The organism is Halegenticoccus soli (assembly GCF_002844195.1).
GTDB classification, from domain to species: domain Archaea; phylum Halobacteriota; class Halobacteria; order Halobacteriales; family Haloferacaceae; genus Halegenticoccus; species Halegenticoccus soli.
On record NZ_PEND01000006.1, the window covers coordinates 94520 to 117365 of the forward strand.

At 69.7% G+C, this 22846-nt stretch carries 23 protein-coding genes and 1 tRNA gene; 16 read left to right on the plus strand and 8 right to left on the minus strand.

The genetic code is table 11. The annotated features are described in order from the left end of the window. Positions 1-25: 25 nt before the first annotated feature. The gene (locus tag CNO20_RS16655) at positions 26-1285 is read left to right on the plus strand and encodes a glycosyltransferase family 4 protein (protein ID WP_158237439.1); all 1260 of its coding nucleotides are present in this window, start codon (positions 26-28) and stop codon (positions 1283-1285) included. A 143-nt stretch (positions 1286-1428) separates the two neighbouring features. On the opposite strand, the gene CNO20_RS16660 is transcribed toward CNO20_RS16655, so the two are convergent. Together CNO20_RS16660 and trpB are read right to left on the minus strand one after the other, a co-directional pair. Continuing rightward, entirely contained in the window at positions 1429-2655 is a 1227-nt protein-coding gene (locus tag CNO20_RS16660) for a glycosyltransferase family 4 protein (RefSeq protein ID WP_101297255.1), read from the minus strand. A gap of 217 nt (positions 2656-2872) precedes the next feature. Continuing rightward, positions 2873-4042, minus strand: a complete 1170-nt coding sequence (gene trpB, locus CNO20_RS16665) for a tryptophan synthase subunit beta (protein WP_101297256.1) — start codon at positions 4040-4042, stop codon at positions 2873-2875. A gap of 236 nt (positions 4043-4278) precedes the next feature. On the opposite strand from trpB, the gene CNO20_RS16670 reads away from it, so the two are divergent. The 7 genes from CNO20_RS16670 to CNO20_RS16700 all read left to right on the plus strand — a co-directional run bounded on the left by CNO20_RS16670 (position 4279) and on the right by CNO20_RS16700 (position 9871). Further along, positions 4279-5241: an NOP5/NOP56 family protein gene (locus CNO20_RS16670; protein ID WP_101297257.1), complete on the plus strand. Its 963-nt coding sequence runs from the start codon at positions 4279-4281 to the stop codon at positions 5239-5241. Continuing rightward, positions 5238-5873 (plus strand): fibrillarin-like rRNA/tRNA 2'-O-methyltransferase, encoded by a 636-nt coding sequence (locus CNO20_RS16675; RefSeq protein ID WP_101297258.1) that lies wholly within the window; start codon positions 5238-5240, stop codon positions 5871-5873. The genes CNO20_RS16670 and CNO20_RS16675 overlap by 4 nt, the downstream gene beginning before the upstream one ends. A 141-nt stretch (positions 5874-6014) precedes the next feature. Then, entirely contained in the window at positions 6015-6680 is a 666-nt protein-coding gene (tenA, locus tag CNO20_RS16680) for a thiaminase II (RefSeq protein ID WP_101297259.1), read from the plus strand. After that, on the plus strand, positions 6677-7402 hold the full coding sequence (locus CNO20_RS16685) for a TenA family protein (protein ID WP_101297260.1): 726 nt from the start codon (positions 6677-6679) through the stop codon (positions 7400-7402). Before tenA ends, CNO20_RS16685 begins: the two co-directional genes overlap by 4 nt. A gap of 62 nt (positions 7403-7464) precedes the next feature. After that, on the plus strand, positions 7465-8574 hold the full coding sequence (locus tag CNO20_RS16690) for a glutamate--cysteine ligase (protein ID WP_101297261.1): 1110 nt from the start codon (positions 7465-7467) through the stop codon (positions 8572-8574). 104 nt (positions 8575-8678) lie between these two features. Then, the gene (locus tag CNO20_RS16695; protein WP_101297262.1) at positions 8679-9284 is read left to right on the plus strand and encodes a winged helix-turn-helix domain-containing protein; all 606 of its coding nucleotides are present in this window, start codon (positions 8679-8681) and stop codon (positions 9282-9284) included. A gap of 98 nt (positions 9285-9382) precedes the next feature. Beyond that, positions 9383-9871 carry a phosphopantetheine adenylyltransferase gene (locus tag CNO20_RS16700; protein ID WP_101297263.1) on the plus strand — a complete coding sequence of 163 codons (489 nt, stop codon included), beginning with the start codon at positions 9383-9385 and terminating at the stop codon, positions 9869-9871. Positions 9872-9887: 16 nt separating this feature from the next. Here CNO20_RS16700 and CNO20_RS16705 read toward each other — a convergent pair whose 3' ends face one another. Beyond that, entirely contained in the window at positions 9888-10196 is a 309-nt protein-coding gene (locus CNO20_RS16705) for a cyclin family protein (protein ID WP_101297264.1), read from the minus strand. 95 nt (positions 10197-10291) lie between these two features. Here CNO20_RS16705 and CNO20_RS16710 point away from each other — a divergent pair. Continuing rightward, a tRNA-Leu gene (locus CNO20_RS16710) sits at positions 10292-10375 on the plus strand. Between the two features lie 172 nt (positions 10376-10547). Then, positions 10548-10676, plus strand: coding sequence for a hypothetical protein (locus CNO20_RS24135; RefSeq protein WP_269844153.1), 129 nt, complete (start codon positions 10548-10550; stop codon positions 10674-10676). Between the two features lie 188 nt (positions 10677-10864). Here the strand turns inward: CNO20_RS24135 and CNO20_RS16715 are convergent, their stop codons facing one another. Next, entirely contained in the window at positions 10865-11659 is a 795-nt protein-coding gene (locus tag CNO20_RS16715; RefSeq protein ID WP_101297265.1) for a helix-turn-helix transcriptional regulator, read from the minus strand. A gap of 351 nt (positions 11660-12010) precedes the next feature. Between CNO20_RS16715 and CNO20_RS16720 the strand changes: the two genes are divergently transcribed. Further along, a complete protein-coding gene (locus CNO20_RS16720) occupies positions 12011-12496 on the plus strand; it encodes a cupin domain-containing protein (RefSeq protein WP_101297266.1) in 486 nt (161 codons plus the stop codon). A gap of 14 nt (positions 12497-12510) precedes the next feature. Then, the gene (locus CNO20_RS16725) at positions 12511-12966 is read left to right on the plus strand and encodes an ester cyclase (RefSeq protein ID WP_101297267.1); all 456 of its coding nucleotides are present in this window, start codon (positions 12511-12513) and stop codon (positions 12964-12966) included. Between the two features lie 193 nt (positions 12967-13159). Here CNO20_RS16725 and CNO20_RS16730 read toward each other — a convergent pair whose 3' ends face one another. Next, positions 13160-14515, minus strand: coding sequence for an acyl-CoA thioesterase/bile acid-CoA:amino acid N-acyltransferase family protein (locus tag CNO20_RS16730; protein WP_101297268.1), 1356 nt, complete (start codon positions 14513-14515; stop codon positions 13160-13162). A 307-nt stretch (positions 14516-14822) separates the two neighbouring features. On the opposite strand from CNO20_RS16730, the gene dacZ reads away from it, so the two are divergent. Further along, positions 14823-15632 (plus strand): diadenylate cyclase, encoded by an 810-nt coding sequence (gene dacZ / locus CNO20_RS16735; protein WP_101297269.1) that lies wholly within the window; start codon positions 14823-14825, stop codon positions 15630-15632. A 1-nt stretch (position 15633) separates the two neighbouring features. After that, positions 15634-16410: a mechanosensitive ion channel family protein gene (locus tag CNO20_RS16740; protein ID WP_101297270.1), complete on the plus strand. Its 777-nt coding sequence runs from the start codon at positions 15634-15636 to the stop codon at positions 16408-16410. A gap of 53 nt (positions 16411-16463) precedes the next feature. Here CNO20_RS16740 and CNO20_RS16745 read toward each other — a convergent pair whose 3' ends face one another. From CNO20_RS16745 to purD, 3 genes are all read right to left on the minus strand, one after another. Then, positions 16464-17021 (minus strand): acyltransferase, encoded by a 558-nt coding sequence (locus CNO20_RS16745; RefSeq protein WP_233204235.1) that lies wholly within the window; start codon positions 17019-17021, stop codon positions 16464-16466. Positions 17022-17108: 87 nt separating this feature from the next. Further along, entirely contained in the window at positions 17109-18239 is a 1131-nt protein-coding gene (locus CNO20_RS16750; protein ID WP_101297272.1) for a GNAT family N-acetyltransferase, read from the minus strand. Between the two features lie 201 nt (positions 18240-18440). After that, the gene (gene purD, locus CNO20_RS16755; protein WP_101297273.1) at positions 18441-19724 is read right to left on the minus strand and encodes a phosphoribosylamine--glycine ligase; all 1284 of its coding nucleotides are present in this window, start codon (positions 19722-19724) and stop codon (positions 18441-18443) included. Positions 19725-19936: 212 nt separating this feature from the next. Between purD and CNO20_RS16760 the strand changes: the two genes are divergently transcribed. Together CNO20_RS16760 and CNO20_RS16765 are read left to right on the plus strand one after the other, a co-directional pair. Continuing rightward, positions 19937-22072, plus strand: a complete 2136-nt coding sequence (locus tag CNO20_RS16760) for a thioredoxin domain-containing protein (protein WP_101297274.1) — start codon at positions 19937-19939, stop codon at positions 22070-22072. Between the two features lie 150 nt (positions 22073-22222). Beyond that, complete coding sequence (locus CNO20_RS16765) at positions 22223-22822, plus strand: hypothetical protein (protein ID WP_101297275.1); 600 nt, start codon at positions 22223-22225, stop codon at positions 22820-22822. The last annotated feature ends 24 nt before the right edge of the window (positions 22823-22846 follow it).

Here is a 22846-nt window from a genome sequence, read left to right on the forward strand (position 1 = left end):
CGCGTCGGACGCGACCGTCTCAACCATGCACGTGCTCATCACCGCTCACGACTTCTACCCCGACCCCGGCTCCGGCGGGACGGGGCGCTACGTCTTCGAAACCGCGCGCCGGTTCGTCGACCGGGGGCACCGAACGTCGGTGATCACTCGCCGGCGCGGGGACGTTCCCCGCTTCGAAACGATCCGCGGTATCGACGTGTACCGGTACGACATTTCCATCGCCGGGGAGTCCGCAACCGACATCCTCCCCCAGCTCCCGGCGGCGTACCGGACCGTCGCGCATTACGTCGCCCGCGCCGCCGCGGAACCGATCGACCTGCTCAGTTTCCAGGGACCGGTCACCTCGTTTCTGGTCGACCTGGCCGCCGACGGGTCGATCCCCCGGACCTGCACGTTCCACAGCCCGTGGCCGACCGAGTACGCGATCAAAACCCGCGACGACTCGTCGCTGTCCCCGCTTCGCCGCCGCGCGAACGTCCGGCTCCGGGCCGCCGTCGAGCGGCGCGTCGTCGAGAACGCGGACCGCATCGTGACCCTCAGCGAGTTCATGCGCGGGGAACTCGACCGGGTGTACGGGCCGACGACCGAAACGACAGTCGTCCCCGGCGGCGTCGACGTCGAGCGGTTCTCGCCGGACGCGGGCCGGTACGACCGGATCGACGCCGACGGCACGGCGTTTCTGACCGTCCGCCGGCTCAGCGAGCGGATGGGTCACCGTCCGCTTTTGGACGCGTTCGCGCGGATCGCCGAAGAGTTCCCCGACGCGCACCTGTACGTCGCGGGCGACGGGCCGCTCCGCGACGATCTCGAACGGCGCGCCGCTCGGAACGGAATCGGTGGACGCGTGACGTTCCTCGGGTACGTCCCGGACGAGGATCTCCCGAGCGCCTACGCGACGGCCGACGTCTTCGTCCTTCCGACGACCGAACTGGAGGGGTTCGGTCTGGCGACCCTCGAAGCGCTCGCGTCGGGGACGCCGGCCGTCGGCACCCCCGTCGGCGGGACGGTCGAGGTGCTCGGCCCGCTCGCGGAGTCGGGCGACCTGCCGGCGGATCCGCTCGTCGAGGGGACCGCCGCGGACGAACTGGCGGCTGGACTCTCGGCCTGGGCCGACCTCTCGGAGGATCGGACGGCGGCCGCCGGGGCGGCGTGTCGTCGGTACGCCCGCGACCGCTACTCGTGGGAGGCGGTGGCGGACGAACTCGTCGACGAGTACCGGACGGTGATCGACCGGCGAGAACGGCGGCGAGGGTCGGCGCTCGCCGGTCGATCGACGTCCGGCTAGGAACGGATCCGCGGTCGGGGTCCGGCCACCGTCCGAGCGGCCACCGACCGAGCGGCCACCAGGGGATCGATCGATCACCGGCGATCGACCGCCGGTCGTCGGTTCGAAACCGATCGGCCGCCGGCCGCCGGTTCGGAACCCCGTCAGTCGTCGGTCCGCGTCGTCGCTCGCGCGGCGCGCCTCGTCGCCCCCGTCGATCCCGTCGACTCCATCGACAGCCGCTCGCTCGGGCGGGAGAGGGCGTCCTCGACGATCTCCGTCACCTCCGCTTTGAACCGCTCTCGGCCGAACCGCCGCTCGATCTCCGCCGCGTTCATGCGGAGGTTCCGCTGGAGCGCCGGATCGTCGATCACCCGAACGATCTTTTCGATCGCGTCCGATCGGGACTCGTACAGCTGTTCGTCCCGGTCGCGCACGATGGCGTGCTGGCCGCCCGTCGACGGCACGAACGGGATCGCGCCGCCGGCCGCGAGTTCCGCGACGGCCATCCCGAAGTGTTCGTACTCCTTGCCGTGGATGCCGTACTTGTGGGTACAGATCCGCTCGATGAGCTCCGACCGGGGGAGTTCGCCTTCGAGGTAGACGTACTCGCGCTCGTCCGCGAGCGCCTCGACCTCCGCGTAGTACTCCTCGTCGACGGTGGGTCCGATGACGTGCAGGTGCGTGTCGTACCCGCGCTCCCTCACGCCGTCGACGATCCGGATCATCTCGTCGATGCGCTTGCTCCGCTCGATCCGGCCGACGGTGACGAGGCCGTCCTCGCGCTCATCCAGGGGTCGGTTGCTGAACTCGTCGGTGTCGATCGGCGGGTAGAGGACCCGCGGCCTCGTCCCGTACGCGTCCTCGACGACGTCCGCCGTCCACTCGGAGTTCGCGAGGAGGGTGTTCGTCCGGATGTCGCTCCGCGTCACCCCCGCGATGCGGGTGCACACCCGCTCGTAGAAGCTCTCCTCCTCGACGGTCGGGTGGAAGATGTGCTCTCTGTTGTCCAGGCTCACCGTCCAGTCGAACGGGAAGTGGATGTACTGGATCGAGTCGGACTCCAATCCGAGCTCGTTTATCGTGCTGAAGAGCAGGTCGTACTCGTCCGCGTGCCGCCTCGCGTACCGCCCGAGCAGGGCGTTCTGTAGGACGTAGTACCGTATCCCGAACGCCTCGTTGATCGTCGGCGCGATCCACCCGGCTCGTCGGACGGTCAGGTCGTCCACGTCGGTGTTGAAGTACTCGTTCAGCGCCCCGATGTCCGGGTCCGTGAGCGTGATCAGCGTCACGTCGTGGTCGTCCTGGAGCGCCTCCAGGACGTTCATACAGACCGCTTCCCCGCCACCCTTCGACATCAGGTCCATGTGGACGACGGCGACTTCTCCCATGACTAGCGGGAGGTATGAGTAGTAGTAGAATACTGGTTCTGCCTGTATATTCACGGTATCACCCCCGTATCTGCTGATTTCGGGGCTTTCGACGGGTGTACTACTCCGTCGACGGTGGCGGTGTTCGTCAGTCGACACTGTCGGTCGACACCGGCCGCCGCCTTCGCTCCCGTCGACCGCGCGTATCGGCCTCACGTGGGCGACGCGAGCGACGGAGTCAGAGATCGAGTCCGAACAGCTCCGCCGCCTGCTCCACGTCCTTGTCCCCGCGGCCGCTCAGGTTCACGACGATCGTGTCGTGTTCGTCGGCGATCTCCTTCGCCAGCGCGACCGCGTGGCTCGACTCGAGCGCCGGGATGATCCCTTCCGTCTCGCTCAGCGTCCGGAAGGCGCCGAGTGCCTCCTCGTCGGTGACGCCGCGGTACTCGCAGCGTCCGGCGGCGCGGAACATGGCGTGCTCCGGTCCGACGCCGGGGTAGTCGAGGCCGGCCGAGACGGAGTGGACCTCCACGTCGTCGTCGATGACGCGCGTCCGCATCCCGTGGATGACGTCCGCTCTCCCCTTCGCGAGCGGGGCCGCGTGGCGCTTCGAGTCCGCCCCCTCGCCGCCGCCCTCGGCGCCGTAGAACGTCACGTCGTCGTCGCGGAACGCGTGGAACAGGCCGATCGCGTTCGACCCGCCGCCGACGCAGGCGACGGCCGCGTCGGGCAACCCGCCGGTCTCCTCGCGGATCTGCTCGCGCGCCTCCTCGCCGATGACGGACTGGAACTCGCGGACCATCCGCGGGAACGGGTCCGGACCGACCGCCGAGCCGACGAGGTAGTGGGTTTCCTCGACGTTCCCGGCGAAGTCCTCCAGCGCGGCGTCGACGGCGTCCGCGAGGCCCGCCCCGCCCCGGGTCACCTCGTTCACCTCCGCGCCCATGAGGCGCATCCGGAAGACGTTCATCCGCTGGCGGTTGGCGTCCTTCTTCCCCATGTAGATCTCGGTGTCGAGGTCGAACAGCGCGCCGACCATCGCCGTCGCGGTGCCGTGCTGGCCCGCCCCCGTCTCGGCGATGAGGCGCGACTTCCCGGCCTTCTTCGCCAGGAGGGCCTGCCCGACCGCGTTGTTGATCTTGTGCGCGCCGCCGTGAAGCAGGTCCTCGCGCTTGAGGTAGACGTCCGCGCCGTACTCGGCCGACAGCCGCTCGGCGCGGAACAGGGGCGTCGGCCGCCCGGCGTACGATTCGAGGACGTCGCGGAACTCGGCCCGGAACTCGGGCGTCCGCGCGACGGTCTCGTACGCCTCGGTCAACCGGTCGAGCGGTTCCTCCATGACTTCGGGGACGTGCCGGCCCCCGAACTCGCCGAACTGGCCCGGCGTCGCCTCGTCCTGTCGGGTCATGGGTGCACCACGGTCGGTCGGACATATGTGCGTATCGGTGTCACGGAGTGGGTGTCGGAGTCGCAGACTCGTCGCCAGAGTCGTAAAACTCGCTGTCGGACGCGCTATCATCCGTCCGACGACAGGGCTGTACGTCGAATGGTGTTGTGTTCGGCGACGCGTCCCGTCGTTTCGGATCGCCGTCGACGGCGGTCCGAACGGTGCCGTTTAACCCGCCGGGCGCGCAACCGACGGCCATGACGACCGACGCCTGGTTCGCCGGGGTCGCCCCCGGCGACGTCGACGCCGCCGCCGAACGGATCCGGGAGGGGGCGGCGGACGCGCCGGACGACTGGCCCGCCCGGGCCGTCGAAGCCGGCTTCGCCGCCGACGAGGAGGAGTACTACGCGGCGCTCCGCGAGGCGACCGTCGAAGCCGCGCGGACCGCCGCGGCGGAGCGCGAGCGGGCCGACGACAGACAGCTCGTTCACGCCGTCAGAGCCATGGACGACGCCGAGCGGACCGCTAACGAGCTCGCCGAGCGCCTCTCGGAGTGGGCCGGCACGCTGTACCCGGACGCCGGCGCGGGCGTCCCGTACGCGCGGGACCTCGCCGAGGGCGAGCCCGACGGCCCCGTCGAGGAGCGCGTCGTCTCGCTCGCGCGCCGCGTCGCCGACCTCGCGGACGAGCGCGACGACCTCCGGGCGTTCATCGAGCGTCGCGCCCCGGAGGTCGCGCCGAACCTCAGCGAGATGGCCGGCCCGGTGCTCGCCGCCCGCCTGATCTCCCTCGCCGGGGGGCTCGACGCGCTGGCGAAGAAGCCGAGCGGGACCGTCCAGGTGCTCGGCGCGGAGGACGCGCTGTTCGCCCACCTGGCCGGTCGCGCCCCCTCGCCCAAGCACGGGGTGATCTTCACCCACGAGTACGTCCGCGGAACGCGTCCCGAGGACCGCGGCTCTGCGGCCCGCGCGTTCGCCGGGAAGCTGACGATCGCCGCCCGCGTGGACCGCTACGGCGGCGAGTTCCGACCCGAGATCCACGAGGAACTGCGGGAGCGCATGGAGGCGATTCGGGCGCGCGCCGACGCGGCGGGGAGCGACAGGGACGTCAGCCGCGGCGACGGTGAGGGGGACAACGGTCGCGGTAACGGGGATACCGGTCGCGGTGACGGGGATGCCGATCACGGCGAGTGCGACGCGGATGCGGGTGAGCGCCGATGAGTCCGGCGCTCCCCGAGGGCGTCGAGCGACGCGAGTTCGACGGCCGCGAGCGGCTCGCCACGCGCGGCCCGCCGGTGTACGGCGAGCCGACCGAGGGCGGCTGGCGCGTCTGGGACGCGGGCCGGTCGAAGCTCGGCGCGATGCTCGAACTCGGGATGGACGCGGACCTCTCGGGCGGCGACGCCGTGCTCTACCTCGGCGCGGCGAGCGGCACGACCGTCAGCCACGTCGCCGACTTCTGCGGGCCGACGTACGCCGTCGAGTTCGCGCCCCGCCCCGTCCGGGACCTCGTCGGCGTCGCCGAGGACCGCGGGAACCTCTTCCCGCTTCTGAAGGACGCGCGGCGGCCCGAGACGTACGCGCACGTCGTCGAGTCCGGGCTGGACGCGGTCGTCCAGGACGTGGCCACGCGCGGCCAGGCGCGGGTCGCGACCCGGAACGCGCGGTTCCTCCGGGAGGGCGGGCGGCTCCTCGCGGCGATCAAGGCGCGCAGCGAGGACGTGACCGCGGATCCGGAGGACGTGTTCGACGCTGTGACGGCCGAGCTGAGCGAAGCGTACGAGATCCTCGAAACCGAGCGGCTGGAGCCGTTCCACGACGACCACCTCGGCGTCGTCGCCCGGGTGCGGTAGCCGGCGTACGTAGGTCCGCAGAAACCCACCGACAGGTGCGGTAGCGAGCGACGAATCCGGCAGTGAACGCCGGCGGCAGACGGTGCGAAAACGCGAGTGTACGACCCGGTACTACTTTCCCTCCCTCCGCGTAGTGCGGGTATGGCGTTCACGGACGAACTGGCGGCCGACGCGGAGCCGATCTTCGACGCCATCTACGACCACCCGATGGTCCGGGGAATCGGCGACGGGACGCTGGACGAGGAGCCGTTCCGCTACTGGGTGAAACAGGACTACGTCTACCTCGTCGACTACAGCCGGGTGTTCGCGCTCGGCGCGGCGAAGGCGCCGACGCTCTCCCGGATGGGGACGTTCGCCGAACTGCTCTCGGGGACGGTCAACACCGAGATGGACCTCCACCGGTCGTACGCGGCGGAGTTCGACATCGGCGAGGCAGAGCTGGAGGCGACGGAGCCGTCGCCGACGACGCGGGCGTACACCGACTTCCTCGTCAGGACGGCCTCGACCGGGACCTTTGGCGACCTCGTCGCCGCGCTCCTGCCGTGCATGTGGGGGTTCAACGACACGGGGACGCGGCTCGCGGCCGACGGGCTGCCCGACGACGAGCGCTACGCCGACTGGATCCGGATGTACGCCGGCGAGGAATTCACGGAACTCACCGAGTGGTGCCTGGAGCTGACGGACGAGGTGGCCGCGGCGTCGACCGAAGCCGACCGCGAGCGGTACCGCGAGCTGTTCGTCACCTCCGCGCGCTACGAGTACCGGTTCTGGGACACCGCTTGGCGGCGGGAGGGGTGGGAGCTGTGACCGACGACCGCCCGCCGGAACCGAACGCCGATCGATCCGAGGATTCGGTCGCCACCCGATTCGCGGACGCGGACGCCGACCGCTTCACCGACTGGCTCCGCGATCGGTCGGAGCCGGACTGGACCGCGGCGACGGAGCACCGATTCGTCCGGGAGCTCGCCGACGGGACGATCGACGACGCCGCGTTCGCGCGCTACTTGGTCCAGGATTACCTGTTCGTCGAGTCGCTCGCGGGCCTCGTCGGGTACGCGGTCGGGCAGGCCCCGTCGATGGCCGAGAAGGCGCGGCTGGCCGAATTCCTCGGCACGGTAACCGACGAGGAGAACGACTACTTCGAGCGCTCGTTCGAGGCGCTTGGCGTCCCACCGGAGCGGTACCGCACGCCCGAACCGACCGAGACGACCGCCGCGTTCCGCGACCTGCTCGCCGCGGCGGCCCGCGAGGGAGGGTACGCCGAGACGCTGGCCGTGTTCGTTCCCGTCGAGTGGGCGTACCGAACCTGGGCGGGGGCCGTCGACGCGCCGGACGACCCGTTCTACCTCCGCGAGTGGATCGAACTCCACGACACCCCCGAGTTCGACGGGTTCGTGGCGTGGCTCCGGGGACAGCTCGACGAGGTCGGCCCGACGCTCGCGCCGCGTCGGCAGGAGCGCGTCGCCGAGCTGTTCGAGCGGGCCGTCCGGCTCGAAGTCGCCTTCTTCGACTCGGCGTACGAGGAATAGCCGCGGATCGCCTCGATCCGGGTCCACGACTTATATAACAGGGCATCGCTAACACTGGCGCGATGGAGCTAGGTTCGCGGGAGTCGTTCACCAGGATGGGCACGCTCGGCGTCGAGGAGGAGTTCTTCATCGTGGACGACGCCGGCCGGCCGACCTCGGGCATCGACGACCTCGTGTACGGCGACGAGCCCCCCGAACCCCTCGCCGGGCGGATCGACCACGAACTGTTCGAATTCACGATCGAGACGCAGACGCCGCTCATCGAGCGCCCGGAGGATGCCCGCGAGGCCGTTCTCTCCGTCCGCGAGGCGCTGGTCGAACACGCCGAGCGACACGGGTACCGCATCGCCGGGGCGGGGCTCCACCCGGCGGCCAAGTGGCGCGAACTCGAACACGCGCAGAAGCCGCGGTACCGCGCCCAGCTCGACCGCATCCAGTACCCGCAGCACCGGAACACGACCGCCGGCCTGCACGTCCACGTCGGCGTTGACGACGCGGAGAAGGCCGTCTGGATCGCCAACGAGCTCCGGTGGTACCTCGCGCCGATGCTCGCGCTCTCGGCCAATTCCCCGTTCTGGAACGGGTTCGACACCGGGCTCGCGTCCGCCCGGGCCAAGATCTTCGAGGGGCTCCCCAACACCGGGATGCCGACCGCGTTCGAGGACTTCGAGTCCTACCAGCGGTTCGAACGCCGGATGGTCGAAACCGGCTCGATAAACGACCGCGGCGAACTCTGGTACGACGTTCGCCCGCACACCGGCCACGGGACCGTCGAGATCCGAACGCCCGACGGGCAGGCCGACCCGGACGTCGTGCTCGCGTTCGTCGAGTACGTCCACGCCCTGGTGTTAGACCTCGCCGAGCGCTACGTCGACGGCGTCGCGCCCTCGGCGCGGCGAGCGGACGGCGGGGCCGGAACCGACCTCCGGCGCGAACTCCTCGACGAGAACAAGTGGCGGGCGATGCGCTACGGCCGCGAGGCGAGCTTCGTCGACCGCGACGGCGAGGGGACGGTCGATCTCGACGAGGTCGTGGAACGCGAGTGCGACCGGCTGGGCGTGACCGGCATCCGCGAGGTGCTCGACCGCGAGAGCGGCGCAGAGCGGCAGCGACGGATCCTCGAAACCGACGGGCTCGACGCGCTTTGCGAGTCGCTCCTCGTCGAACGCTGATCCGTTCGATCCCGATCGGCGCGCCGCGTTCGGGATCTTCGCCGTCGGCGCGCTGACAAGCAAACGTTTTTCCGCGCGCGGTTCTGACCTCCCGCGCAGAACACATGCCTGCCGACGACCCGACGGACGATCCGCAGCGGGGTGACGCGCCCGACGAGGAGGCGGCCGACGCCGGCCTCGAAGAGGACGAGACGCAGCGGACCGCCCGAAAGCGGCTCGAAGAGGGTGCCGACCGCGCGGTCGAGGAGTTCGACCAGAGCGTCGTCGACCTGCTCGCCTGGCTCCTCGACACGGAGACGCGGGCGCGGATCTACGTCTACCTGCGAAAGCACGAGAACAGCACGAGCGAGGAGGTCGCGGACGGAACGGGCCTCTATCCGAGCACGGTCCGGGAGGCGCTCGCGGAGCTGCACGACGAGGAGATCGTGACGCGGCGAAAGCGCGAGAACGCCGGGGCGGGCAACAACCCCTTCGAGTACGAGGCGATCGCGCCGAGCGAACTCGTCCGCGGCGTCGTCGGGCAGATCCAGCGCGAACTCAACACGGTGTTCAACCTCGACCGCCGGCTCGGCGGCGACGACAGCGCCGACGAACCGGTGACGATAACCGTCGAGGACACGGACGAGGGGGACGACGAGGCGATCGAGGAGAACGCCACCGAGGAGGACGACGAGAACGCCGATCCGACCGGGGACGGCCCGGGGCGATGATCGACCGTCGGTGACCCGCCGGCCCCGCAGAAGCCGCCGCCGGTACCTCGCGGGTATCGAGCCGACCGGTTTAAGTGACGCCGCACCGACGGCGAGGTATGAACGTCGCGCTGGGCGGGACTTTCGACCCCGTACACGACGGGCACCGCGCGCTTTTCGAGCGGGCGTTCGAACTGGGCGACGTGACGGTCGGGCTCACGTCCGACGAACTCGCGCCGAAGACGAGACACGTCGACCGGAAGGTACGCCCGTACGAGGAGCGAAAGCGCGACCTCGTGGCGGAACTCGAAGAACTCGCCGAGGCGCACGACCGGGAGTTCGAGGTCAGAACGCTGGAGGAGCCGACGGGTATCGCGACCGAGCCGGGGTTCGACGTGCTCATCGTCTCGCCCGAGACGAAGCGCGGCGGCGAGGAGGTCAACCGGATCCGCGAGAAGCGCGGGCTCGACCCCCTCCGGATCGAGGTCGTCGAGCACGTGCCCGCCGAGGACGGCGAGCGCATCTCCTCGACGCGGATCGTCCGCGGCGAGATCGACCGCCACGGGAACCTCACCCCGGAGCGCGAGGGACGGTCCTCGTCCGACTGACGCTTTTCGGAGCCAGTCACCAGCTCGGCGGCCGGAACCCGGCGTCTTCGAGGATCTCCTTCCACCGCGACTGGATGCTCAGTCGGGTCACGCCCATCGCGTCGGCGACGGCCGTCTGCGAGCGCTCCTCGCCGGCGATGAGCGCCCCGGCGTAGAGGCTCGCGGCGGCCGTGGCCGCCTTCGATCGGTCCGAATCGGGGATGTCCGAGAGGAAGAGGTCGGTCGCGTTCGATCGCGCGTCGGAGCCGAGCCCGAGGCGGTCGCTCGCGCGGTCGATCCGGGTGAGCCACTCCTCGTTGTCGACCCGGTCGCGGGCCCGATACATGGGTGTCGCGTTCGCCTCGAACGCATATAAACTGTCCAGCCGACGGCGTGGGCTAACGACAGTTTCTTACTCGGCTTGGCTGTAGTGGGTGGTGCGCGTGGGTAGCCAAGCCAGGAAACGGCGCAGCGCTTAGGACGCTGTCCCGTAGGGGTCCGCCGGTTCAAATCCGGTCCCACGCACTACGACCTTTTGCGCTGCGGGCTGCCTTCGGCAGCCCTCGGCAAAAGCTCGACCAAAAGCGCCGTCGGAACACCGCTCCGACGAGCCTTCGATCGCTTCGCTCACGAAGACACTCCTCGCTCGCTTCACTTCGTTCCGCTCGCTCGTCGGCCCGAACGCCGGTGGCGCTCGGTGAACGGCTTCGCTCGGGTTCTCCGAACCGCTCGCTCGCCGATGCTCACCGCGCTCGTGACGCTCGCACACTCCGCCGAGCCGACCGTCACGATCGCGGACGCCGGGCGGAGGGCGACGGCGGAGTGAGCGCGGTGGGCAACCGAAGCACGCTCCGCGTCTGTCAGCGTTGCGGGTGCGGGCGACTGCCCCGAATCCGCTCGTCGAGGGATCGGATCGAGTGAGGCCCGGTCCCGGTCGATGTTGCGCTCGACGAACGATCCCGCGGGCTTCGACGCGTCGGCGACGCTGGACGCTCGGTGCCCGGCGTTCGACGGTCACGCGGCGAACGCGTCGACGTCGACGCGTTCGGCTTCGCGCTTGTACCGCTCGTAGGTTCGTTCCGCCCACGATACCACGGCCTCGTCGTCGGTTTCGACGAACGCCGGGACGAACCCGCGGCCGTCGTTCAGCTCGAACCCGACGGTCCCGTCGTTGAGTCCCAGCGTCACCATGGACGTGTCGCCGTCGTAGAGGTACAGGTCGCCGCCGGCCCGCATGTACCTGTCGAGGTCCTCCCGCATCGCCGGATCGGCTTTGACCGCGTTCATCGCGTCGAGCGTGTAGATTCCCTCGAAGACCGGTACCCTGCGGACCAACTCCGCGACCTCCTGCGTGGCCAGCCGATCGACCGCGGTCACGAGCATCTGAAACCGATCCGTGCACGCGGTCATGAGCTCGACCTCGCGTCGGATCGGGGCGATCGTGTCGGCTTGCGTCGGGCGCGTGATCCGCGCGTCCGCGAGGCGGCGGAGGTCGAAGTCGAACTCCTCGATCGGGAGGTACTCGATCACGCCGCGCAACCGGTCCGCGGAACGCATTCGGTCGTAGAGCCGTACGAACTCCTCCGCGACGAACCGTCCGAGCGGGGTCAACGCGTAGTCGTTCCCGTCTCTCGCGATCCACCCCCGCTCCCCGAACGATCGCAAGAGGCGGCTGATCGTCGCCGACGACGCCCCGGTCGCAGTCCGCAGGTCGACCTGCGTCCGCGGTTCCTCCATCAACTCTTCGAGCGCGCTGACCCGGTGCTCCGAGTCCGCAAGGAACCGGATGTCCTCCAGCGCGGGGGCCATGATACCCATAGACACGGTTCGGGCAATCTTTACCGTTGCGGACCGATCCGTAGCCGGGCCGGTGATGCGGGTTTCGGCCGGTGAGCGGATTCAAATTCCGCTCGTCGCCGCGCGGCGGAACGGCTCGGACGGCTCCGACGCCCCCTGAGCGAACGAGTACTCCTCGACTTTGCGCGTCGCGTCCAGCTACGAGTGGCGTACTCTCTTCGCCGACTGCAACGATCTCGATCCCCGCAAAATTTCACTAGATGCCTACACGTCTCCGCGGTCCGTACCGGCTAGCGCCGGGGGACGACACGACGCGCGTGGACGTCCGCCGAAGCGGAAACGGAGCGAAAGGAGGGAGAAATCGTGACAGCAGAAACCCGACAACGAGTCGAAAACGCACAGGCGGTAGAGCTCTACCGGTTCGACGGAACCGACGTCTGGCAGGAGGGCGACGAGCGCGCCCGCATCCGGGGGTATTTCCCGCTCTCACCGGGCACGCCGAACGCGGGTGACGTCTCCGGCGACGGTCTGATGATCGTCTGCATGGAAATCGAGCCCGGGAACTACCTGCCGACGCACCGAGACAGCAACGAGGAACTCCTCCTCGTGACCGCCGGGAGGGTCGAGGCGTCCGTCGGCGACGAGACGGTCGAACTGTCGGAAGGCGAGTGTACGATCGTCCCCGAGATGGCCCCGCACGGCCTGCGGAACGTCGGCGAGGAGCCCGCGCGAGTCATCGGGTTCTTCCCCAACGACGAGCTGACGGCCACGTTCGAGGAACCGCTGATGCCCTTCGGATCGGAGGTCGTCTCCGTCGGAGGACACGCCGAGGGGGAGAACGAGGAGTGACCGAGGTGGGTCAGATGAGCGAAACCGCGGCCGACGAAACCACCGCAGAACGGCACAAGGAGAGCTTCCGCCGGCTCATGGCCGAAACCCACGAGGGGAATCTGGACGTCATCGACGAACTCGTGAGCGAGGGCGTCGTGACCCACGGGTTCTTCGGCATGGACGCGACCGACCGCGAAGGGTACAAGGAGTTCTTCGCGAACTTCGGCGCGGCCTTCGGCGATCAGGAGTTCGTCGTCGAAGACCTCATCGCCGAAGGCGACACGCTCGTGGTTCACTTCTCCATCAGCGCCGTCCACCGGGGCGAGATTCTCGGGATCGAGCCGACCGGGAAGGAGCTGTCCTGGACCGGAACCGCGATCGACCGGTACGAGGGCGGAAAGATCGTCGAGGCGTGGCTCTATCCGAACTACCTGGCGATCCTCGAACGGCTCGACGTGCTTCCCGAGGGCGTGGGCGTAGACGTTTGAGCCCGCGGGATCCGACCTGACGGCGGTTCGTCGACTCGCTACCGGGCGCGGGGACGCGGGGAACGCGAGCGACGCCCGAGAAGACTCGCGCTCCGAGACGAACCGCCTCGGTTCGAAGCGACCAGCGGGAGCTCCTCGACGGCGAACGACGGTGAGCGACGGCGAGAACGAACCCGTCAGTCGGCGCGGTCGGTCATCCGCCGAGCGCGCCTTCGAGGAACGACAGCGTCTCGAACCACGCGTCGGCGTTCGCCCGAGCGTTCGCTTCCCGACTCCCGCCGTACACGTTGTACGCGTCTTTCGCGGTCCCCGCCGTCGGGAGGTAGGGGAACCGGACGTAGTGACCCGCGCCGTCGTGGCTGTCGTGTCTGTACCCGTGCGGATACCCGCGCGCGTCCAGGCGGTCGACGACCCGGTCCGACAGGGCCGTCGACGGCCACCGCCGGTCGTCCGTCGCCGACACCAGAAGGATCGGCGCTTCGGCCTCCTCGACGGGGATCGTCGCCGCCGCGAGTTCGTCGTCGCCGGCGGCCGAGAGCGCCGGCTCGAAATACGGGAGGCCCGGAGTCGGCGGGGTCCCCGGGTCCGCGTCTGCCAGCTCCAGGAACGGGACCGGGTTGCCGTCGATCGACCACGCGGAGGTGCCCGCCGGCGTCCGTCCGGGGCCGAGTCCCTCCCAGACGATCCCGCTCGGAACCCACCCGACGATCGCGCCGACGTCGCCGCTTCGGCTTCCCAGAAGCAGAGCCAGCTCACCGCCTCTGGAGAACCCGAAGAGACCGACGTCCGGGCCGGCAACTCGGCTCCGTTCGCGAAGCCACGTCATCGCCGTTTCGACGTATTCGACCGGCACTTCCACCAGCGCGTCCGGGATCGGCTCGGGATCGCCGAAGTACTGGAGCGTCAGCGTCGCGATCCCGCGGGACGCTAACAGTTTTCCCGTCGCCACGTGGGGTCGCCCCCCCGCGCCGTGGAGGTGGACGACCGCCGGCGCGGGCTCGTCGCCCGGCGGCGCGAAGAACTCCCCGACGATGCCGTCGTGGTCGACCGTTCGCCGCTCGATCGCGGGATCGTACAGCCGGCGCGTCGTCGTCGACTCGGCCACCGTCTCACCGTCGACCTCGGCGGTGAGGTCGACGTCGTACCCCGCCTCGTCCGGAACGAAGCGCACCTCCGGAGGGAGCGGGCGGTCCGGGTCCGCGTCGGCCGGTCGCATCGACCAGAACAGCCCCATCGGATCGACCCCCTCGTAGGTTCCGTCGACCGGGGCTTGCCCGGGAACTGACACCGTTCCGTCGTCACTGACGTCGTAGCGAGCGCGGGCCTCCCAGTCGGTTCCGTTGCGCGAGCGCGCGGTCGCGCGGACGGTCAGCGCGCTCTGCGGTTCGATCCCCTCGATCCCGATGCGGATCGGTTCGTCGGTCAACGCGGTTCTCGGCGCCGCGATTGACGCGTCGGCGTCCGCGGCGCAGCCCGCTGCCGAAAGGAGACCGACGCCGCCGAACAGTCGCAGAAACTCGCGTTTGTTACACCGACGACGGAGGGTCATACCTGAGACTAATCCACGCGGTGAAAAAGGTTACTCGCGTGCGCTGGTAACGCGGCAGGTCTCCCGTTCGGTGCGCGTCTCCCGAGCGCCCGTCTCGCACGCGGCGGGCCGCGAGACGCCCTGATCGCCGGGCGGATGCGTTCTGGACGAGAATGATCGGAAATAGCTCACTTCCGGCCGATCTGATTCACCCGCTCTCGATTCAACGCCGATCGTTCGCGTATTCAGACACGTCGGGGCCGGGGGCGCAAGACAATCGCATGACGGCCCGCAAACCTTTTTCCGTCCGGCTGAGTGTTACGTCGCAATGGCGACCCTGACCGAGCTCCTCGACGACCTCGTGGCCGATGTCGACGGCGTGATCCTGTTCTCTCCGAGCGGGTCGTACTACGAACGCTTCGAGGATGCCGACGAGGATCCGGTCGTCGTCGCCCCGGAGAACGCGGTCGAGGCGGAGACGTTCGTCGAGCTCCCGCTGGAGTTCGAGAACGTCCGGGATCGGATCCGGTTCGGGATCGAGGGCGCGATGGAGCACGACCTGTTCGAGGAGGGCGACGTCGTCGCCTGCGCCGTCTCGGTGTTCGGCGGCGACACGGACTCGGTCGTCCGAGTTCGCGTCAGCGAGTCGATGCGGTCCGGGATCTACGACCTGTTCGCGAACTCCCGGGCCGACCCCAACGTCATCCGCGACGTGTTCGAGGTCGCGATCGAACTCGGAAAGAAGGGCCAGAAGGGCAAGCCGGTCGGGGCGCTGTTCGTCGTCGGGGACGCCGGCAAGGTGATGAACAAGTCGCGGCCGCTGTCGTACAACCCGTTCGAGAAGTCGCACGTCCACGTCGGCGACCCCATCGTGAACGTGATGCTGAAGGAGTTCTCGCGGCTCGACGGCGCGTTCGTGGTCTCCGACTCCGGGAAGATCGTCTCCGCGTACCGCTACCTCGAACCCTCGGCAGAGGGCGTCGACATCCCGAAGGGGCTCGGGGCGCGGCACATGGCCGGCGGCGCGATCACCCGCGACACGAACGCGACCGCGATCGTGCTCTCCGAGTCGGACGGCCTCGTCCGCGCGTTCAAAGGCGGCAAACTCATCCTGGAGATCGATCCGGAGGACTACTGACATGGCGCAGATCGAAGCCTACCTGGACGCCGTGCCGGCGCGGTGGTGGCTCGCGCTGGGCATCCTCCTGCTCGGCGTCCTCCTCGGGTACGTCGTCAACGTCGTGAACAATCGACTCCTCCGCCGGGCGGGCGTCCCGGAGGCCATCGAGGGGACCGCCTTCGAGCGGATGGCCCGCGACCTCGGCACCTCGACCGTCGCCATCCTCGCGCGGCTCAGCATGTACTTCGTGGTCGTGCTCGCGATCCTCGTCGCGCTTACCATCGCCGAGATCCGGTACACGGAGGTTTTCTGGAGCCAGGTGGTCGAGTTCATCCCGCAGGTCTTCATCGCGCTTCTCATCCTCATCATCGGCGTCGTCGTCGGCGAGAAGGTCGAACTGCTCGTCGCGGAGCGGCTTCGCGGGGTGAAGCTCCCCGAAGTCGGATTCATCCCGGCGCTGGCGAAGTACAGCGTCTTTTACGTCTTCGTGCTCATCGCACTGAGCCAGGTCGGCGTCGCGATCCTCGCGCTCGTGGTGCTGCTCGGCGTGTACGCCCTGGGAATCGTCGTCCTCAGCGCGATCGCCTTCGGCGACATGCTCTCGTCGGGCGCCGCGGGCGTGTACCTCCTCTTGACCCAGCCCTACGGCATCGGCGACGAGGTGAAGATGGGCCAGCGCCGCGGCGTCGTCCAAGAGATTGACGTGTTCGTCACCCACGTCGAGAGCGACGGCGACGAGTACATCATCCCGAACAACAAGGTGTTTCAGGACGGGATCGTCCGGATCCGCCGGTAGGCGATCGTCCGGGTCTACCGATAGGCGGTCGTCCGGTCTACCGATGGGTGACGCTACAGGCGGTCGGACGCGCCGCCCCCGTCCGCGCGGTCCGCCCCGTCGTCGCGGCGCGTCACTTCGACGGCCGGCACGCCCGCGACGGTCGCCCCCGGCGGTACGTCCTCCGTCACGAGCGAGTTCGCGGCGACCTGGGCCCCCGCTCCGATCCGAACGCCGGGCAGGACGACAGCGCCCGCGCCGACCATCGCCCGCTCGCCGACGACGACCTCCCCGGTGCGGTACTCGTCCTGGAGGAACTCGTGGCAGAGCAGCGTCGCGTCGTAGCCGATGATGGCGTCGTCCTCGACGGTGACGAGTTCCGGCCAGAACACGTCCGGCGTCGATTCGAGCCCCCACGAGACCCCCCGACCGACCGTCACGCCGATGCGCCGGAGGAGCAGGTTCTTGAGCCGGAGGCTCGGAGCGATCCGCGCCGCGTTGACGAAGAGGTAGTTCCGCGCGACGACGAGCGGGGATTTCGCCTCCGTCCACGACCACAGCGAGTTCCGCGGTCCGTCGGTTCGGTGGCGGGAGAGCCTGTCGTGGCGCCTGTCGCGTTTCGCGTCCGTCACGCCGGACAGTTCCTCGCCCCGCCTCTTAAACAGGGTGGGCCCGCGGTCGGCCCCTCGTGGATCCTCACGCGCCCGTGTCGGGGACCATCACACGCTCGTGTCCTGCTCTGCGAACGTCAGCCGCCAGTTCGCCCGATCGGTCAGGAACCGCTCGGCGACCGCCGCGTTCCACTCGTCGCCGGACGACAGCGAGCGGGCGACGACGGGCGTCGGACTGGTCGCGAACGACAGGGGCGGTTCGTCGTCCCCGAGGAAGCCGAGGCGCGAGAGCACCGATTCGGGTAGCGTCCCCTCGGCGACGGCGAACACGTCGGTCTCCGGATGGTCGTCGATCAGCGCCGCGAGGAGCCGTTCGAACGCCGCCGCCTCCCGCTCCGCGCCGGCCATGGGGAGGGCGTCCATGACCTTGGTGACGAGCGCCCTGTCGCTCTCCTCGGTGCAGGCGACGAGGCTCGCAACCGTCCGGCCGTCCCGCTCGGCCGTGTACGCGGCCGTCTCCCAGTTCGGGTTGGCGAACCGCCAGCGGTAAAACGCCTTCTCGCGCGGCACGTGGAGCGTCTCCGGCGCGGACAGCGAGTAGAGCGACGCGAATCGATCGGCCGGGATCGACGAGTGACGCCCGACCGTGACGCCGGGATTCCGCCGACCGAGCCGTCCCCGGTCGCGCATCGTGAGGTAGCCGCGCGTCGCGGCCGAGACCCCCGTTCCGAGTAGTCGGCGGTCGGCACCGAGGAACGCCGACGGGTTCTCGATCCGGTAGCTCGTCGCGACGGATCCGACCTCCCGCCAGCCGAGCTTCAGGTACGCGGGCTTCGCCTCCGGGTTGGGAAAGTTGAACACGAACGACGGCTCGCCCGCGGTGTACCGTTCGAGAGCCCGCTCTGTCATCCGGGTCAAAAGCCCGTTGCGCCGGTGGTCCGGGTGAACCATCGCGTCGGCCGGTTGGACGGCGGAGACGGTCACCTCGCCGACCCGGACGTCGAACGAGATGAACGGCTCGGCGCCGACGAGTTCGCCGCCGCGCTCGGCGACGAACATGCGCACCTCGTCGGTGTACGGACCGCCGTACCGCCACTCGAACCACTCCGGCGTCCGAGATTTCTCGAACACGTCCTCGTACAACGAGAGGAACTGTTCTCTGTCCGCCGGCTCGTACTGCCGGACGACGTACCCGTCGTCGGACTGTAACCGGGGTTCCGCTGATCGCGTTTGGCTCATCCCGCGGTACCTTCCGCGGAAGCGATCTTTGTTATATCCGGAATACACCGCCTCGGGCGACGTTTCGATCCGGTAGGCCGACCCTTTCGGGCGCTGCTGTCGGCCCCCGGCGGCGGATTCCGGATAAGCTTCGGTTACTGGGTTCTTCTGACCCCGCCGTATCCGCGTGAGATGACACTCGCCGACGCGGGGTCGGTCGCCTCAGCCCCGGAGTTCGTGCACGTGCGCGATCCGCTTTTCGAGCAGTTCCGCGGTCCCGATGTCGTGACGGACGCGGAGCCCCTCGCCCGCGGCCGAGAGCGCGCCTTCGGCGATCTCCTCGGCGGCGGCGATGCTGTCGGCCACCCCGACGACCGCGAACGCGCGCGAGGTCGTCGTGTAGAGGCCGTCCGCGCGCTCGTCGACGCTAGCGTAGTACAGGAGCGCGTCCCCGGCGCTCCCTTCGTCCACGTCTATCTTCGCCCCGGCGTTCGGCTCCTCCGGGTACCCCTCGGGAACGGCGTACTTGCAGACGGTCGCCTCGCCGGCGAATTCGAGTTCCGGCAGCGGCTCCCCCTCGCGGGCGGCGACGAGCACGTCGAGGAACTGCGTTTCGAGGATCGGGAGGGTGTTCATCGCCTCGGGGTCGCCGAAGCGCGCGTTGAACTCGACGACTTTCACCCCGTCGGCGGTGAGCATGAACTGCCCGTAGAGGACGCCCTTGTAGTCGGGGAGCGCCTCGACGGTCGCTTCCAGCACCTCGACCGCCTCCTCGTAGTCGGCCTCGGTCATGAACGGGAGGTGCGCCGCCGCGTCGCTGTAGCTCCCCATCCCGCCGGTGTTCGGCCCCTCGTCGCCCTCGTATGCGCGCTTGTGGTCCTGCACGGCCGGCGTCGCTCGGAGGCCGCCGCCGGCGACGAACGCCTGGACCGTGAACTCCTCGCCGACGAGGCGCTCTTCGAGCACGACGCGGTCGTAGTCCGACTCCCGGAGGTACGCCTTCGCCTCCTCCCTCGTCACCTGATCGCCGATCACCTTCACGCCCTTGCCCCCGGTGAGCCCCGCGGGCTTGACCGCGAGGTCGCCGTCGTACTCGTCGACGTACTCGCAGGCGGCCTCGACGTCGTCGAACGTCTCGAAGTCCGGACAGCCCGGAATCCCCTCGTCGCGCATGAACCGGCGCTGGAACGCCTTGTCCGTCTCGATCCGGGCCTCCGCACTGCGGGGACCGAACGTGTAGACGCCGGCGTCGTCGAGCGCGTCCGCGACGCCGGCGGCCAGGGCCTTCTCCGGCCCGACCACGGCCAGCGTCGCGCCGACCTCCTCCGCGTACGCGGCGACGCCGTCGGCGTCCGTCTCGTCCAGCGTCTCGAAGCCCTCCGCCAGTCCGACGATGCCGGGGTTGCGGTTGCTCGCGCACGCGTACAGGTCGCAGCCGGGGACCAGCGCGCGGGCGATCGCGTGTTCGCGGCCGCCGCCGCCGATCAGGAGCACGGTCTCGGTCATGGTCGGAGTGGGTACGCATACCGGTGTAAAGGTTACCTTTGATGCAGACGAGATAATGCACGATCTTGGGTTCGTCCGTCCGGCGGTCGAGTCGAGAACGCGCGGTTGTCCGCGGTACCGACGACGAGATCACCCGCGGAACCGCGGTGACGAAGACGCGGCTGCCCGCGGCGACGGCGGACGTTTTAGGTCCTGGGGCGCGTAGCGCTCGTATGACCGATCCCGCGGGCCGCAACCGACTGAGCGAGGAGGAGAGCCCGTACCTCCGCCAGCACGCGGACAACCCCGTCCACTGGCAGCCCTGGGACGAGGAGGCGCTCTCGGCTGCGAGAGAGCGCGACGTTCCCATCTTCCTCTCGATTGGCTACTCGGCGTGCCACTGGTGTCACGTGATGGCGGACGAGAGCTTCGCGGACGACGAGGTGGCCGACGCGCTGAACGAGGACTTCGTCCCGGTCAAGGTCGACCGCGAGGAGCGCCCCGACCTCGACAGCGTCTATCAGACGATCTGCCAGCTCGTCACCGGCCGCGGCGGCTGGCCGCTGTCCGTCTGGCTGACGCCCGAGGGAAAGCCGTTCTACGTCGGGACGTACTTCCCCCGCGAGTCGAGACAGGGGATGCCGGGGTTCCTCGACCTGCTCGAGAACGTCGCCCACTCGTGGACCGAAGACCGCGAGGAGATCGAAAACAGGGCGGAGCAGTGGACCCGCGCGCTGACCGATCAGCTGGAGGAGACGCCCGAACAGCCCGGCGAAGCGCCGGGCGGCGAAATTCTCGGGACGGCCGCCCAGGCGGCCCTCCGCAGCGCGGACCGGGAGCACGGCGGGTTCGGACAGGGCGGGCCGAAGTTCCCGCAGCCGCGGCGCATCGAGGTCCTGCTCCGCGCCTACCAGCGCACGGGCCGCGAGGAGGCGCTCGCGGTCGCCGTCGCCGCCCTCGACGCGATGGCGGACGGCGGGCTGTACGACCACGTCGGCGGCGGGTTCCACCGGTACGCGACCGACCGCGCGTGGACGGTGCCGCACTTCGAGAAGATGCTGTACGACAACGCGGAGCTGCCGAGGGCGTACCTCGCCGGGTACCAGGTGACGGGCGACCCCCGGTACGCGCTCGTCGCCCAGGAGACGTTCACGTTCGTGGGGCGGGAACTCACCCACCCGGACGGCGGATTTTACAGCACGCTCGACGCCCAGAGCGAGGTGCCGGAGTCGCGGGCCGAAGCGCACCCCCGCGCCGGCGAGGAGGGGGCGTTCTACGTCTGGACGCCCGAGGAGGTGCGCGAGGTGCTCGACGGGCGCGACGCCGACCTCTTCTGCGACCGGTACGGCGTCGCGGCAGGCGGGAACTTCGAGGGGGGGACGACCGTCCTCACCGTCTCCGAGAGCGTCCCGGAGCTCGCGGCGGCGTACGACCTCGACGAGTCGTACGTCCGAAAGCGGCTCATGGACGCGCGCGCGGCCCTGTTCGAGGCGCGCGAGGAGCGCCCGCGGCCGAACCGCGACGAAAAGGTGCTCGCCGGGTGGAACGGGCTGATGATCTCCTCGCTCGCGGCGGGCGCTCGCGCGCTCGACCCGGACCACGCCGACGCCGCCGCTGACGCCCTGGGTTTCGTGCGCGAGCACCTGTGGGACGGGGCGGAACGCCGGCTCCGCAGGCGGTTCATGAACGGGGAGGTGAAAGGCGACGGCTACCTGGAGGACTACGCGTTCCTCGCCCGCGGCGCGTTCGACCTCTACCAGGCGACGGGCGAAGTCGACCACCTCGCGTTCGCGCTCGACCTCTGTCGCGCCGCAGTCGAGGAGTTCTGGGACGAGGACGCGGGGACGCTGTACTTCACCCCGGAGAGCGGCGAGCGGTTGGTCACCCGTCCGCAGGAGCCGTACGACCAGTCGACGCCGTCGAGTCTCGGCGTCGCGGTCGATCTCCTGTTCGACCTCGCCCACTTCGCGCCCGACGCCGGCTTCGAAGCGATCGGCGATCGAGTGCTCCGGACGCACGGCGACCGCATCCGCGCCAGTCCGCTCGAACACGTCTCGCTCGCGCTCGCGGCCAGCGAGCGGGCCCGCGGTTCGCTCGAACTGACGATCGCGGCCGACGAGATCCCCGCCGAGTGGCGGGAGGCGCTGGCGCGCCGGTACCTTCCGGGCGCCATCGTCGCCAGGCGACCGCCGACGGACGACGCGCTCTCCCCGTGGCTCGACGCGCTCGACCTGGCCGAAGCACCGCCCATCTGGGCCGGCCGGGAGGCGGAAGACGGCGATCCGACGGTGTACGCCTGCGAGGCGTTCACCTGCTCGCCGCCGCAGACCGACATCGGCGCGGCGCTCGACTGGGCGGAAGGGAACTGATCGGCCGTCGAATCTTCGCCTTCCCCGTCTTCTTCTCCCTCTCCGAACCTCGGGGGCGAAAGGATTGAATCGGACGAGGGCGTAGTGACATTCGAACGCATCGACGATTGTCGAGACGGCCGGGACGCGCCCGGTCGACCTGAAACACGGATGGAGTCGAACGGATCTGTCGGTTGGAACCCCGAGGAACCGCCGCACGAAGCGCGTCTTCGGCGCGCAAAGCGGGGGCTCTTCGTCCACCCCCCGATCGCGGCGATCCTGTGGCTCCTCGCCGCCGCCGTCTCCGACGTCGCGTCGGGGCGAGTGGGGTCCGCCCTCGTCACCCTCCTGCTGGTGCTCGCTGTCCTCCAATCGCTCGTCGCGTGCACCGTCGTGGCGAACCTCCTCGACGCCGGCAGGTACGACCCGACCTACCGCACGCTACTCGGGGCGATCGGGCTGATAGTCGGACTGTCGCTGCTGACCGCGGGCCTCTACGCGCTGTTTCTCCCCGACATCACGGACGCGTGGGAGGAGCGCGCCGAGGACCGCGTCGAGCGGTTACGGGAGGACCTGGAGGCGATCGACGCGGCCGCCGACGCCCCGGCGGCGGTCGGCGATCTCCTGCGAGCGAGGCGGCGGGCTCTCGCGTTCCTCGCGCTCGCCGTCGTCGGTCCAGTCCTCGTAGGCGTCGCGGGCGGGGCGCTCGCCGTCGTCGGGTATCTCCTGCTCCGGACGGAGCCGCCGGTCGACGGGTGTCCCTCCGAGTGACCGGCTCCGATCGGCGGTCCTGGG

Bases quoted from the DNA above. Each gene is read 5' to 3' on its own strand.
- CNO20_RS16670 (WP_101297257.1), top strand. From the start codon at position 4,279: ATGACGACCGACGCCTGGTTCGCCGGGGTCGCCCCCGGCGACGTCGAC.
- CNO20_RS16695 (WP_101297262.1), top strand. From the start codon at position 8,679: ATGCCTGCCGACGACCCGACGGACGATCCGCAGCGGGGTGACGCGCCC.
- CNO20_RS16700 (WP_101297263.1), top strand. From the start codon at position 9,383: ATGAACGTCGCGCTGGGCGGGACTTTCGACCCCGTACACGACGGGCAC.
- CNO20_RS16690 (WP_101297261.1), top strand. From the start codon at position 7,465: ATGGAGCTAGGTTCGCGGGAGTCGTTCACCAGGATGGGCACGCTCGGC.
- CNO20_RS16760 (WP_101297274.1), top strand. From the start codon at position 19,937: ATGACCGATCCCGCGGGCCGCAACCGACTGAGCGAGGAGGAGAGCCCG.
- CNO20_RS16675 (WP_101297258.1), top strand. From the start codon at position 5,238: ATGAGTCCGGCGCTCCCCGAGGGCGTCGAGCGACGCGAGTTCGACGGC.
- CNO20_RS16765 (WP_101297275.1), top strand. From the start codon at position 22,223: ATGGAGTCGAACGGATCTGTCGGTTGGAACCCCGAGGAACCGCCGCAC.
- trpB (WP_101297256.1), bottom strand. From the start codon at position 4,042: ATGACCCGACAGGACGAGGCGACGCCGGGCCAGTTCGGCGAGTTCGGG.
- CNO20_RS16730 (WP_101297268.1), bottom strand. From the start codon at position 14,515: ATGACCCTCCGTCGTCGGTGTAACAAACGCGAGTTTCTGCGACTGTTC.
- CNO20_RS16725 (WP_101297267.1), top strand. From the start codon at position 12,511: ATGAGCGAAACCGCGGCCGACGAAACCACCGCAGAACGGCACAAGGAG.
- CNO20_RS16740 (WP_101297270.1), top strand. From the start codon at position 15,634: ATGGCGCAGATCGAAGCCTACCTGGACGCCGTGCCGGCGCGGTGGTGG.
- CNO20_RS16750 (WP_101297272.1), bottom strand. From the start codon at position 18,239: ATGAGCCAAACGCGATCAGCGGAACCCCGGTTACAGTCCGACGACGGG.
- purD (WP_101297273.1), bottom strand. From the start codon at position 19,724: ATGACCGAGACCGTGCTCCTGATCGGCGGCGGCGGCCGCGAACACGCG.
- CNO20_RS16715 (WP_101297265.1), bottom strand. From the start codon at position 11,659: ATGGCCCCCGCGCTGGAGGACATCCGGTTCCTTGCGGACTCGGAGCAC.
- dacZ (WP_101297269.1), top strand. From the start codon at position 14,823: ATGGCGACCCTGACCGAGCTCCTCGACGACCTCGTGGCCGATGTCGAC.
- tenA (WP_101297259.1), top strand. From the start codon at position 6,015: ATGGCGTTCACGGACGAACTGGCGGCCGACGCGGAGCCGATCTTCGAC.
- CNO20_RS16655 (WP_158237439.1), top strand. From the start codon at position 26: ATGCACGTGCTCATCACCGCTCACGACTTCTACCCCGACCCCGGCTCC.
- CNO20_RS16705 (WP_101297264.1), bottom strand. From the start codon at position 10,196: ATGTATCGGGCCCGCGACCGGGTCGACAACGAGGAGTGGCTCACCCGG.
- CNO20_RS16660 (WP_101297255.1), bottom strand. From the start codon at position 2,655: ATGGGAGAAGTCGCCGTCGTCCACATGGACCTGATGTCGAAGGGTGGC.